This window comes from Streptomyces sp. NPDC001222, from assembly GCF_042896945.1.
GTDB lineage: Bacteria > Actinomycetota > Actinomycetes > Streptomycetales > Streptomycetaceae > Streptomyces > Streptomyces gibsoniae.
The window spans coordinates 53983-66354 of the sequence record NZ_JBIAXT010000018.1 but is presented as its reverse complement, the minus strand read 5'-3'; the positions used below and the strand labels follow the sequence as shown (position 1 = coordinate 66354).

Genomic DNA, 12372 nt, shown 5'->3' with positions numbered 1-12372 from the left:
CGGGCTGCCGCGCCTCGCCCACCTTGCCGCCGTCGTGACCGAGGCCTCGGTCACGACGGCGGCAGGGGCACCCGCTGTGGTGCTTCAGCGCCGGGCCGTTCGATCACCGACCAGGCGGTGCACCACATCCGTCAGGGCGTCGGTGGCGTCGACCAGAGCGTCCACGACGAGTGCCGTGCGCTGACCGGCCGGCAGGGTCTGGGCGCGCAAGGGGGCCTGGATCCGGTGCAGGGGAGGAAGGTCGCGGGGGGCTTCCAGGGTCAGCAGCGACTCCGCCAGCCGCTCCAGCGTCGTACGGACGGCGACGGCCAGGGCGTCCAGTGAGCCGCGGCCGTCGGGGTCCTGAGGCTGCTCCTCCTGACCGGCCGCCGGCTGCCGGAGAACCAGGGCGTGCAGGGCGAGTTCCGCCTGGGCCAGCCGTGTGACCACGGCGACCAGGGTCCGGGCGACGGCCGGGGTCATCGGTGGTTGCGGAGGCTCGGCCGCCAGACGTGCCATGGACGCCTCGGCATCGGTGCGGTCGCGGCGGGCCGTGGTCTGCAGGGCGCGGAGCCTGCCGGGATCAAGCTCCTCGGGGTGGGAGAGCTGCCGGAGCAGGGCGGCGTTGTACCGGCTGTGGGAGGTCAGCATCCGGGCGAACTTCTGCTGCGCCGAGAGACCCTCCCAGGTGGGCCACACCCAGTAGGCGATGATCGCGCAGGCCGCGCCGAGAGCGGTCTGGGCCAGCCGTGCGGTGGCGGTGGAGCCTGCCGGCAGCCCGAACGTCTCCAGCAGGATCACGAGGAAAGCGGTGAGGAAGACGCTGAAGAGCAGGTAGTTCACGGCGAACAACGCGAACGCCGCCGCGACGGTGATCGTTGCCCCGACGACGAGCCCTGCGTCACCGGGGTGGGCCAGGATTGCCGCACTCGCGCCGAGACCGGCGCCCACGGCCGTACCCACCGCCCTGTGCACGCTGCGCGACAGCGTCGTGGCGAAGTCCGGCCTGAGCACCAGGAAGGCCGTCAGCACGGCCCAGCGGCCCTCGTAGAGGTCGCTGGCCTGGACGAGGAACTCGACCAGGCCGGTGACCGCCGCCAGCCGGAGCGCGTGGCGGCCTGTCTCGCCCGCCGCCGTGAGGTTGGCCCGCAGGGTCAGGGCGGTCCATTGCACCGTGTCCCGGGGAACGGGCCGGTCCGGTGATCCGGGTCCATCACGCGGGACGGCCCTCTTCGGCGTACGGCCGTGGCCGAGAATGCGGTTCACGGCCCGCAGCTGGCACAGGAGCGCCTCGGCGGCCCAGTGCCAGCCGCTGTCACCGGCGGCCTCCTGCCAGGTGAACTCTCCGTCCGGCGTCTGTTCCCTCGGGGCACGGTCGCCCGGCCGGGCGTTCAGCGCGTCGGCGATGCCGTCCAGGGCTCGCGCGGTGTCGGCGGCGAAGAGGCGCGCCGTCGCGGAGGGGTCGTCCTCCGTGTGCGCGGCCAGGGCCGCGAGTGAGGCGCGGATGCGCTCGGCCTGCTCCAGCAGATTGAGATGATCCGCGCGTACGGCCGCGGGGAGGAGCGGATTGGGGTCCGCGACGGCGTCGCCGGCCACGAAGTCCGCCGGTGGCGGCGGGCCTGCCCGGCCGGCGGCGAGACCGCGGGCGTAGGCGGACAGGCCGCGGTAGGACTCGGCCAGCGCGGCCCGCTCGGCGGCGCCGGGGCGCAGCGTCCAGGAGACGGCGACGAGCGCACACTGGAACAGCCCCCCGGCCAGCACCAGACCGGCTCGGAGCGCGGCCTCGGACGGGCCCAGGGGTATCCCGGCCGCGATCAGCAGCGCCACGGGCCACTGGAGGACTGCGACGCTCGTCCAGCGTCCCAGACAGACGGCCAGCCCCGTCGCATACCCCCACAGGGCCACCACGGGCACCAGCAGCCAGGGAGCGGACGCGGCGAGGACGCCGCCGACGAAGGTGGACATCGCCGCCCCCGCGCTGGCCGCCACGACGGTGACCGCGCGCGTGCGGGTCACCCCTTGCAACGACGCGAACCCCGCGGGAAGGGCACCCAGCGACGCGAACGCCCCGTACTGCAGATGCCCGGTCGCCGTCCCGGCGGCCAGCGGAGCCGCCACGCCCACCGCGACGCGGAGGGCCCCGCCGTAGGCGAGTTCGCGCCAGTCGAAGCGGCCGGGGCGCAGCATTTCCTGCAACTGCTCCCTCCCCAGGCGGGCGCGGGGGCGGCGGGCAGCCGACTGCGTCGTGCGGCGCGGGATGTCGACCATGTTCGGTCTCCCAGGGGCGTGGGGTACCCGTGCCCGTCCGGGCGGAAAACTCCTTACCGTCACAGTGTGGAGCGTGCCATCGGCCGCTGCGACGTGAGCGGGATCGCCGCGGTGTCGATCCGGGCGGCAGGGGCGACGGCGTGCGTCGGGGGCGTTCAGTCGTGGATCAGGTCCAGTGCCTTCTTCAGGTTGTGCTCCGCGATGCCCGCCATGGCCGCCCGGTCGGGGAAGCCTCCGTCGAGCAGCCGTAGCGGACCGGCCGTCAGTGACAGACGCTGCGCCAGCGTGTAGAGCGCGAGCCGGTCCTGGTCCAGTCCGTCCACCGCCAGCGGACGGTAGGCGTCGTCCAGGCGGATCCGCAGAAAGACGTGCTCCCACTCGACGTCGAAGTACATCGAGCCCTCGATGTCGATCGCCACGGGATTGCCTTCCGCGTCCACCAGTACATGGTCCGGCCCCAGTTCGCCGTGCACGACCGCGTACTCCGCGCGGGGCCGGACCGCCGCCGCCAGACCCAGCAGCCGCTCCTCCAGCCGGTCGCGGGCTTCCGCGATCCGCGGATCACGCGCCGCCGCCTCGGCGAGGTCCCGTAGCGCACGGTCGAGGACGACCCCTTCGCACGACGTCCCGCGCGACGTGCCCCCGCCGTCGACGACGGCCACCTTGCCGTAGGCGGGTGCCCGATGACGCCGCATCGCCTCCAGTGCCTCCCCGAGTCGGGCCATGATCGGGGCGGCCGCGCGCGGGTCGCGCGCGAGCAGTTTCTCCAGGTTCTCGCCCGGGAGATCCTCGACGATCGCGAGACCGGCCGGGCAGTGGGCGCCCTCGCGGTCGACGAGACGGATCGCCGGGACACGGACGCCGAGCGCGTCCAGCCGCGCGTGCGCGGCCTCGAACAGGTCGAGCCCGAGGCCGGGTGAGAACGGGTCGGTGAGGTCGTCGTCGCCCTCGCCCGCAGGCCAGTGGTTCTCGGTGCCGTCCCACAGGTAGGCGATCGCTGTCGTCGCGTCGTCCATCACCAGGCGGTACACGCCCTTCTTGCTGCCGCCCGTGACCCGCTCGACCGCCACCGGCCGGCGCCCGCCGCCGAGCGCGGCGCGCGCCGCACCGGCCAGCTGCGCCCGCGTCACCGCCCTGGATGCCACGTCCCGAACCGCCTCTCCGTCACTGCAACCCGCGCACCCTACGGGAGCACCGACAGCGGCGCGATCGGATATCTCCGGTCCGCGACACGGCCGTTCTGCCGGGCGCAGCGGCGGCGTGCCGGAAGACCTCGGCGGCGCTTCCGACATGTGCGTGCTCCCGGGGCTGGTGGACACGACGTCTCGCGCATCTCGTACGTCGCGCCGTCACAGCCGGACGATGACCAGCGCGATGTCGTCGCGGGAACCGCCGGCCACCCCGAGTTCGGCGAGCAGCGCGTCGGCCAGACGTTCCGCGCCGAGCGTGCTGCAGCGGCAGAGGGCGTCGGTCAGCCGGCCCAGGCCCTCCTCGATGCTCTCGTCGCGCCGCTCGATCAGCCCGTCGGTGTAGAGCACGAGCAGGTCCCCGGGGGTGTACGGCTGACCGGCCTGGGGACGCGGCACGTGCTGGGGCCGGGCCCCCAGCGGCGGGTCGGTCGCCTGGTCCAGGAACTCGCAGACGCCCTCCGGGTGCACCAGCACCGGCGGCGGATGCCCCGCGCTGCTGTAGATGATCAGGCGGCTGCGGGTGTCCACCATGGCCTTGAAGGCCGTCGTGTTCAGGGCGCCCTCGACCGAGCGCGCGTACAGGCCCACCACCTCCATGGCCTGGGCCGGCCGCTCCAGTGCCCGGATGGCCGCGCTCAGCGCACTGCGCAGCATCCCCATGACGGCGGCGGCCTCCAGACCGTGACCGACGACGTCGCCGACCGCCACCGCGAACCGGCCGTCGGGCAGATCCACGACGTCGTACCAGTCCCCGCACACGTTGAGGGAGCCGGTGGCGGGCAGATAGCGCACGGCCACGTTCTCGTGCCGGGCCAGGTCGGGTGACTGGAGCATGGCTTCCTGCAGGGTGACCGCGACCTGGCGCTCACGGTTGTGGGCCTGCCTCAGCTCCTCGTTCAGCACCTGGAGCTCGCGCGCCCGCGCGTACAACTCGGCTTCCAGGGCCTCACGCTCGGTGAGATGCCTGATCCCGGGGTGGGGGCTCAACGGGTGGGTGCGGACGTACTCGGTGACGTCCTCCGCCCGGTGGATGATCCAGGCCACGCTCCCGTCCGGGCCCGGGATCGGCGTGTTCACGGGGGACCACCAGCGCTCCTCGAACACATCGGGCCGGTCGCCGACCGGGACGTCGTACCTCTGCACCGCCATCGTGTCGGGCTCCCCGGTCACCAGGACCCGGTGCAGCGAGGCCTTCAGATTGCGCACACCGTCCGCGTCGGGCTCGGCGGGGTTGCCCGGGAGTGCCTCGAGGATGTGCTGCCCGATCAGGGCCTGCCGGGTGCTGCGGGTGGCGCTCAGATACGCCTCGTTGACCTCCACGATCACCAGGTCGCGTGCCAGCACCAGATAGGGGCTCGGGGTGGCGGCGAACAGCGCCGCGTAGTCCATGTCCGTCCCCTGCATCGTGACCGTCTCCCTTCCCGGCCCTCCCCTGCTGCCTGCCCATCTCTTCACGCTACGGGCCGCGCAGCTCAGCCGCCCACGCGAGCGGGTACGGCGGCACGCTCAGGAGAGCCGGCCGGGGCCGTTCACCAGCGTCTCCGGGGCGTGCACCCCGGCGAGACGGGCGAAACCCAGCGCGTACTCGTGCAGATTGCCCTGGACCGCGACGAGGGCGGCGCGGCAGGCCGCGTTGTCGGGCCAGGAGGCTTCGGGGGCGTCCGGGTGCGCCTGTTCATGGGCGTGCAGACGGGGGTGCCAGGTCGAGAGGAAGGGGCGCAGCTCGTGGTTGAGCATGGTGATGGCCAGGTATTCGACGGTGTGCCCGCCGACGACGGCTCTGGAGGGGCGGCCGGCCTTGAGGGTCTCGCGGGTCGTGGCGAAGAGCCCGTGCAGGGAGCTGAGCGCCTCGCGCAGCAGGCCCTCGTCCTGGCTCAGGGGCTGGGTGGAGACACGGGTCGAGGTCTCGACGAACAGATGCCAGGCCATCTGCCGGGCGTCGTTGTTCACCACGAACGTCAGTTCGCTGACCTGCGGCACCCGGACAGTGACCTCGCTCAGGCGCGCGGCACGCCCGTAGACCTGGAGGATCACCACGGCGAGGACCCCGGCCAGGCCGCCGGTGATGACGAAGAGGCTGCGGCCGCTGACCCTGGTGACGCTGAAGACGGCCTGCCCGGTGGCCGCGCCGACCACCATGGCGGCCAGCAGCCGGAGACCGTGCAGGCGCGCCCTGTTCCGCAGCGTGGTCCACCATGTCATTCCGTCGCGTCCCCCCTGGCACCGGACCACCTTGAGCGTCGGATTCAGCACGCAGAGTATTCGCACGGGGGCGCTGGTCCAGGGCTTTCGCCGAAAATGGGCTCAGCCCCGGCCGGGAGGTGACACCGGCCGGGGCTGATCAGCGAGCTGTGGCGGTGAAAGGGCGGTCGCCTCTCGGCGATAGGCTCCATGAGGCTTCAGCCGAACGATCGTCCCCATGGGCGATAGGTGAGGCCCGGGGACACTGTCCCCCTCACCCCCCTCACCACCACGCCTTCTGCAACCAAGGCCGCCCCCCGGACATTCCCCCGCCGTCCGGCTCTCAGCCGGCGTGTGCCGCGCCCACGGCCAGGACCAGGGCCGCGCTGGCGGCGCAGCCGATTCGGCCGTCGCACGCTGCCCTCACCGCCTCGGCCAGGGGAACCTGACGCACCCCGAGGTCCGCCTCGCCGGGCTCCGGTGCGGGCTCGCCCGGCGTCAGGCCGTCGGCGCTCCACAGGTGGACCCGGGCGGGTGTGAGGCCGGGCAGCGGATGCAGGGCGCCCCGCGCTGTCCAGCGGCCCTCGCGGTAGCCGGTCTCCTCGGCGAGTTCCCGACGGGCGGCGGCGCCGCTGTCCTGGTCCTCCGGGTCGACGTCGCCGCCCGGCAGCTGCCACATCGTGCCGGTGAGGTAGTGATACTGCTCGACGATCAGCAGGCTTCCCCCGACCAGGGCCGCGACCCGGACCTGGTCCGGCACCCGCACCCAGTCGTAGTGGCCCGTACTTCCGTCGGGCAGCGTGACCTGGTCCTGGTACGCAACGAGGCGCCCGGTCGTGCACAGGGGCTCCCGGTGATGCCGCCTCCAGGGTCCTCGGGTCTCCATGCCGGGAGTTCTGCCCACCGACCACGGCACCATGCGGGCCCTGTGTCCCGGCCCGCCGCACCCACCCCTCAGGCGATGGCCTCGGTCTCCCCGAACTCCGCGCTCTCCCCCGTCTCCCCCGTCCGTGAAGCCGCCCCTGCCTGATCGAACTGCGTCCGGTACAGCTCCGCGTACCGTCCGCCCAGGGCCAGCAGTTCCTCATGTGTGCCCCGCTCCACGATCCGGCCGGACTCCACGACCAGGATGACGTCCGCGGCCCGCACGGTGGACAGACGGTGGGCGATCACGACGGCGGTACGGCCCTGAAGGGCCTCGGCCAGGGCCTCCTGGACGGCCGCCTCCGAGGTGCTGTCGAGATGGGCGGTGGCCTCGTCGAGGATGACGACGCGCTGCCGGGCCAGCAGCAGGCGCGCGATCGTCATCCGCTGGCGCTCGCCCCCGGACAGACGGTAGCCGCGCTCGCCGACGACCGTGTCGAGGCCGTCGGGCAGGGACCGTACGAGGTCGTCGAGACGGGCCCGGCGCAGGACCTCCCACAGATCGTCGTCGGTCGCGTCCGCCCGGGCCAGCAGCAGGTTGGCCCGTACCGTGTCGTGGAACAGATGGCCGTCCTGCGTGACCATGCCGAGCGTCTCGCGCAGGGACGTCGCGCTCAGCTCCCGGACGTCGATCCCGCCGACGCGCACGACGCCCGCGTCGACGTCGTACAGCCGCGGGAGCAGTGCGGCCACGGTGGACTTGCCGGCGCCCGAGGAGCCCACGAGGGCGACCGTCCGGCCGGGTTCCGCACGGAAGGAGACGCCGTGCAGGATCTCGGTCCCGCCGCGTGTGTCCAGGCTCGCCACCTCCTCCAGCGAGGCGAGGGAGAACCGGTCGGCGGCCGGGTAGCCGAAGCGGACGTCGTCGAACTCCACCGACACCGGCCCCTCGGGGACGCTGCGCGCCGCAGGCTGCTCCTCGATCATCGGCTTGAGGTCGAGCACCTCGAAGACGCGCTCGAAGCTCACCATGGCGCTCATCACCTCCACCCGGGCCCCCGCGAGAGACGTGAGCGGCGCGTAGAGCCGGGTGAGCAGCAGGGCCAGTGAGACCACGGCGCCCGGCTCCAGGGCGCCGCGCAGGGCGAACCAGCCGCCGAGGCCGTAGACCAGGGCGAGTGCCAGCGCGGAGACCAGGGTCAGCGCGGTGAGGAACGCCGACTGTGCCATCGCCGTGCGCACCCCGATGTCCCGCACCCGACGGGCCCGCGCCGCGAACTCCGCCGACTCCTCCTCCGGACGCCCGAAGAGCTTGACGAGGGTGGCACCCGGCGCGGAGAAGCGCTCGGTCATCCGGGTGCCCATCGCGGCGTTGAGGTCGGCGGCCTCCCGTTGCATCCGTGCCATACGGCTGCCCATCCGGCGCGCCGGCACCACGAAGACCGGCAGCAGCGCCAGCGCGATCAGGGTGATCTGCCAGGACAGGGTGAGCATCACGGCGAGGGTGAGCAGCAGCGTGACGATGTTGCTCACCACGCCCGACAGGGTGTTGCTGAAGGCGCGCTGGGCGCCGATGACGTCGTTGTTGAGACGACTGACGAGTGCTCCCGTACGAGTGCGTGTGAAGAACGCGACCGGCATGCGCTGCACATGATCGAACACAGCCGTCCGCAGATCGAGGATGAGGCCCTCCCCGAGCACGGCCGACAGCCGGCGGCTCACCAGCCCGAGTCCCGCCTCGGCGAGCGCGATGAGGGCGATCAGCGAGGACAGCTCCAGGACCCTGCCCTGGTCCCCGTGCGACACGATCGCGTCGACGACGCGGCCGGCGAGTACGGGAGTCGCGACGGCGAGCAGGGCGGTCACCACGCTCACCACGACGAACCACACGATGCGGCGGCGGTGCGGGCGGGCGAAGGCCGCGATGCGGCGCAGCGTCGCGCGGGCGAAGGGCCGGCGCTCCCGCTGTGCGGTCATGACGCTGTGCAACTGGTGCCAGGCGGTGGTCTCCATACTCATGAGACCGACGGTAGAACCTCAAGCGTTCTCGAGGTCAACGCAGCCGGAGCCGGAGCCGCTCCCGGGCCTTGCCCCGCACGTCAGCATCCGTCTGCGCGCACGCAACCTGGCGTTGGTGCGGCGCGGAAAACCTCTGGGGATGTGACTGCCGTACGTCTCCCGCAGGGACTCCCCAGACGTCTTCCGGTCCGCCAGGTCCTGTGTCTGCTCCCGCTCGTCCTCGTGCTCGTGGTCGCGGCAGAGCACTGGTCCGTGCTCGCGGAGGGCTTCGGCCATCTGCGGTCGGCCGAGTGGCCGTGGCTGGTGGCCGCCGCCGGCGCGACCTGTCTGACCTGGGTGGCGGCCGCCGTCACCCGGCAGGGCGCGGTGATGCAGCGACTGCCCCGGCGACGGCTGCTCGCCACCCAGTTCGCGGCGGGCGCGGCCAACCATCTGCTGCCCACCGGGTTCGGTGCGAGCGCGGTCAACCTGCGCTTCATGACGGTGTGCGGGGTGCCGCTCGCCCGCTCCTCGGCGGCGCTGGCGTTGTACATGCTCGCCGAGGCGATCACCCGGGTCGGTCTGCTGCTGGTCCTGCTGCTCGCCTTCCCGGACGCGCTCCGCCTCGGCTCCCTAGTCCCCTCGTGGGCGGCGGGCCCGCTGCTGTTCGCCGCGGCCGGGACGGCGTGCGCGGCGGTCGCGGTCCTGCTGCTGGTGCGGCGGCTGCGCACGGCGGTGTTGTCGTTCGTGCGCACGGCACTCGGCGAGGCCCGTTCGGTGCACACGCGCCCCACCCGCGCGCTGGCCCTGTGGGGAGGCTCGCTGGCGTTCCCCGCGCTGCAGGCGGCCGGTCTGGCCGCGGTGGGCGAAGCGCTGTCGCTTCCGGTGCCTCCCGTGCACATGGCGGTCGCGTATCTGGCGGCGACCCTGGCCGTCGCCGCCGTGCCCACCCCGGGCGGGATCGGCTCGGTGGAGGCGGCACTGATCCTCGCCCTGGTGGCGGCGGGCGGCCCGGTGGCCGTGGCGACGGCGGTGGTTCTGGCGTACCGGATCATCACGGTGTGGCTGCCCCTGGTGCCGGGCGCGCTGACGCTGGGGGCGCTGGTACGGCTGAAGGTGATCTGACCGGGGGCGACCCCTCGCTGCGGGTCGCCACAGTCCGTCTCCGGCCCGCCGCCCGTACCGCTCCGCGCACCGCCGGACAACTCCCGTACCGGGGAGTAACCTCTGCGGGGCCAGCCCTTCCCGCCCGCGAAAGAGGCAGCCCGATGCCGGTCCGGATCGAACGTCAGGGGTACGTCACCACCGTCGTCCTCTCCCGCCCCGAGGCCCGCAACGCGGTGGACGGGCCGACCGCAGCCGCGCTCGCCGAGGCCTTCCGGGCCTTCGAGGCGGATGCGTCGGCGCGGGTGGCGGTGCTGTGGGGCGAGGGCGGGACGTTCTGCGCGGGTGCCGATCTGAAGGCGGTCGGGACCGAGCGCGGAAACCGGGTGGCCGAGGACGGCGACGGCCCCATGGGGCCGACCCGGCTGCGGCTGTCCAAGCCGGTGATCGCGGCGGTCGCGGGGCACGCGGTGGCCGGCGGTCTGGAGCTCGCGCTCTGGTGCGATCTGCGGATCGTCGAGGAGGACTCGGTGTTCGGGGTCTTCTGCCGCCGCTGGGGCGTACCGCTCATCGACGGCGGCACCGTACGGCTGCCGCGGCTGATCGGCACCAGCCGTGCACTGGACATGATCCTCACCGGCCGACCGGTGCCGGCCCAGGAGGCGCACGCGATGGGGCTCGCCAACCGCGTCGTGCCGACCGGGCGCGCCCGCGCCGAGGCGGAGGAACTGGCCGCCGAGATCGCCCGGTTCCCGCAGGCGTGTCTGCGCGGCGACCGCGCCTCGGTCCTCGACCAGGAGGGACTGGGCGAGGAGACGGCACTGCTCAGCGAACTCCGCCACGGCAAGGGCGTGCTGGCGGAGGGTCTGGAGGGCGCGGCCCGCTTCGCGGCCGGGTCCGGACGGCACGGGTCGTTCACGGACCTGTGAGGGCGCGCCGCACCCACGCCACGCCATCGGAGCGCCAACGGCCGGACGACATCGCTCGTTTCACGGTCCGGCACCGGCATACGGCAGGATGAATCCTCGCTCCGGGCGCGGCCAGTCCGCCCGGAGGTGATCGTGCATCCCGTGAAACGAGCAGGTGGCAAGTGACGAGTCCTCATTTCCGGCCCCGGGGCCCTCTCTTCGGCGCGGGAGGTGACCGGTGAACCGCGGGGTCACCCTCGACGATCTGATCCTCGCCGGAATCGCCGTGGCCGCGGGCCTGTTGGCGGCCTTCCTGCTGCGCATGCTGATGCGCTGGCTGGGCCGGCACGCGAGCCGCACCAAGTGGAGCGGTGACGACGTCATCGTGGACGCGCTGCGTACCGTGGTGCCCTGGGCGGCCATCGCGGGCGGCGTGGCCTCGGCGGCGGCGGTGCTGCCGCTCACCCGGACCGTGCAGCACCATGTCAACCAGACCCTGAGCGTGCTGCTCATCTTCGTGGTGACGCTGACGGCCGCCCGGGTCATCGCGGGCCTGGTGCGGACGGTCACCCAGTCCCGGTCCGGGGTCGCCGGCTCGGCCACGATCTTCGTCAACATCACCCGGGTCGTGGTGCTGGCCATGGGCTTCCTGGTGATGCTGCAGACGCTGGGCATCTCCATAGCGCCCCTGCTCACCGCCCTGGGTGTGGGCGGTCTCGCCGTCGCCCTGGCTCTTCAGGACACCCTGGCGAACCTGTTCGCGGGCATCCACATCCTCGCCTCCAAGACCGTTCAGCCCGGTGACTACATCCGGCTGAGCAGCGGCGAGGAGGGCTACGTCGTCGACATCAACTGGCGGCAGACCACCGTGCGCCAGCTCTCCAACAACCTGGTGGTCATCCCCAACGGGCAGCTCGCCAAGTCGAACATGATCAACTTCACCCGTCCCGAGCAGCGGTTGACCGTACTGGTGCAGGTGGGGGTCGGCTACGACAGCGACCTGGAGCATGTCGAGAAGGTCACCATGGAGGTCGTCGCCGAGGTGATGACGGAGATCACGGGCGCCGTTCCGGAGCATGAACCGGCCATCCGGTTCCACACCTTCGGCGACTCCCGGATCGGCTTCACGGTGATCCTGGGCGTCGGTGAGTTCAGCGACCAGTACCGGATCAAACACGAGTTCATCAAGCGCCTGCACAAGCGGTACCGGGCCGAGGGCATCCGGATCCCGGCGCCGGCCCGTACGGTGGCGCTGCAGCAGGGTGCGGCGCTCATACCGCAGCCGCGCAACGGCGCCGACCTGGTGATCGAGCACGGCGGCCCGGACGCCTCCTGACGCGCCCCCGCCGCCGGCCTCGCGCCGCCGGCCTGGACCGGTGGTCCCCCGCGGGAGACCGCCGGTCCTATGCTCGAAAGGAGCATGCACCCCTTCGCCGAACCCCCGATGCCCGACCGGACGCCCGGCCCGACGGCCCATCCGCTCGACGGGCGGCTGGACCGGATCGCGCGCCATCCCTTCCGCGCCAAGTTCCATCTGCGCGGGCGCGACCTGGCCACCGCCGAGCTGAAGGGCCCCGCCACGATCCGGTGGCACGCCTACGACCTCATCGCCAGGCGGCTGGCGCCGGCCGAGCCGTACAAGGACGGCAAGCAGACCCCCTACCGGGGCCACCCGGTCTTCGTCGCGCAGCATGCGACCGCCACCTGCTGCCGTACCTGCCTGGAGCGCTGGCACGGGATCCCGAAGGGGCGGGAACTGAGCCGTGCCGAGCGCGCCTACGTGGTGAACGTGATCTGCCGCTGGATCGAGCGCGAGGTGACGGGCGCGCCGGGCCCGGGACCCGGCGCACCGAGCGCGGACCGGCCCTGAGCCGCCCCGG

Annotated in this window: 10 protein-coding genes; 4 read left to right on the top strand and 6 right to left on the bottom strand. The window is 72.9% G+C overall.

All coding sequences use genetic code 11. From position 1 onward, the window contains the following. Positions 1–84: 84 nt before the first annotated feature. The 6 genes from ACFY2Z_RS23605 to ACFY2Z_RS23580 form a co-directional block, all read right to left on the bottom strand. Entirely contained in the window at positions 85–2247 is a 2163-nt protein-coding gene (locus ACFY2Z_RS23605; RefSeq protein WP_390746071.1) for an FUSC family protein, read from the bottom strand. Positions 2248–2402: 155 nt separating this feature from the next. Continuing rightward, the gene (locus ACFY2Z_RS23600) at positions 2403–3377 is read right to left on the bottom strand and encodes a phosphotransferase family protein (RefSeq protein WP_390746152.1); all 975 of its coding nucleotides are present in this window, start codon (positions 3375–3377) and stop codon (positions 2403–2405) included. A gap of 219 nt (positions 3378–3596) precedes the next feature. Continuing rightward, positions 3597–4841 (bottom strand): PP2C family protein-serine/threonine phosphatase, encoded by a 1245-nt coding sequence (locus tag ACFY2Z_RS23595; protein ID WP_390746070.1) that lies wholly within the window; start codon positions 4839–4841, stop codon positions 3597–3599. Positions 4842–4943: 102 nt separating this feature from the next. Beyond that, positions 4944–5639 carry a hypothetical protein gene (locus tag ACFY2Z_RS23590; RefSeq protein ID WP_390746069.1) on the bottom strand — a complete coding sequence of 232 codons (696 nt, stop codon included), beginning with the start codon at positions 5637–5639 and terminating at the stop codon, positions 4944–4946. Positions 5640–5961: 322 nt separating this feature from the next. Further along, a complete protein-coding gene (locus tag ACFY2Z_RS23585; protein ID WP_390746068.1) occupies positions 5962–6504 on the bottom strand; it encodes an NUDIX domain-containing protein in 543 nt (180 codons plus the stop codon). A gap of 68 nt (positions 6505–6572) precedes the next feature. Then, positions 6573–8495, bottom strand: a complete 1923-nt coding sequence (locus ACFY2Z_RS23580; protein WP_390746151.1) for an ABC transporter ATP-binding protein — start codon at positions 8493–8495, stop codon at positions 6573–6575. 147 nt (positions 8496–8642) lie between these two features. Between ACFY2Z_RS23580 and ACFY2Z_RS23575 the strand changes: the two genes are divergently transcribed. The 4 genes from ACFY2Z_RS23575 (at position 8643) to ACFY2Z_RS23560 (ending at position 12362) form a co-directional block, all read left to right on the top strand. Then, positions 8643–9605 (top strand): YbhN family protein, encoded by a 963-nt coding sequence (locus ACFY2Z_RS23575; protein WP_390746067.1) that lies wholly within the window; start codon positions 8643–8645, stop codon positions 9603–9605. Positions 9606–9748: 143 nt separating this feature from the next. After that, positions 9749–10513: a crotonase/enoyl-CoA hydratase family protein gene (locus ACFY2Z_RS23570; RefSeq protein ID WP_390746066.1), complete on the top strand. Its 765-nt coding sequence runs from the start codon at positions 9749–9751 to the stop codon at positions 10511–10513. A gap of 217 nt (positions 10514–10730) precedes the next feature. Further along, the gene (locus tag ACFY2Z_RS23565) at positions 10731–11828 is read left to right on the top strand and encodes a mechanosensitive ion channel family protein (protein ID WP_390746065.1); all 1098 of its coding nucleotides are present in this window, start codon (positions 10731–10733) and stop codon (positions 11826–11828) included. An 84-nt stretch (positions 11829–11912) separates the two neighbouring features. Next, positions 11913–12362 (top strand): DUF4186 domain-containing protein, encoded by a 450-nt coding sequence (locus ACFY2Z_RS23560; RefSeq protein ID WP_390746064.1) that lies wholly within the window; start codon positions 11913–11915, stop codon positions 12360–12362. The last annotated feature ends 10 nt before the right edge of the window (positions 12363–12372 follow it).

Bases quoted from the DNA above. Each gene is read 5' to 3' on its own strand.
- ACFY2Z_RS23595 (WP_390746070.1), bottom strand. From the start codon at position 4,841: ATGCAGGGGACGGACATGGACTACGCGGCGCTGTTCGCCGCCACCCCG.
- ACFY2Z_RS23605 (WP_390746071.1), bottom strand. From the start codon at position 2,247: ATGGTCGACATCCCGCGCCGCACGACGCAGTCGGCTGCCCGCCGCCCC.
- ACFY2Z_RS23570 (WP_390746066.1), top strand. From the start codon at position 9,749: ATGCCGGTCCGGATCGAACGTCAGGGGTACGTCACCACCGTCGTCCTC.
- ACFY2Z_RS23585 (WP_390746068.1), bottom strand. From the start codon at position 6,504: ATGGAGACCCGAGGACCCTGGAGGCGGCATCACCGGGAGCCCCTGTGC.
- ACFY2Z_RS23590 (WP_390746069.1), bottom strand. From the start codon at position 5,639: ATGACATGGTGGACCACGCTGCGGAACAGGGCGCGCCTGCACGGTCTC.
- ACFY2Z_RS23580 (WP_390746151.1), bottom strand. From the start codon at position 8,495: ATGGAGACCACCGCCTGGCACCAGTTGCACAGCGTCATGACCGCACAG.
- ACFY2Z_RS23560 (WP_390746064.1), top strand. From the start codon at position 11,913: ATGCACCCCTTCGCCGAACCCCCGATGCCCGACCGGACGCCCGGCCCG.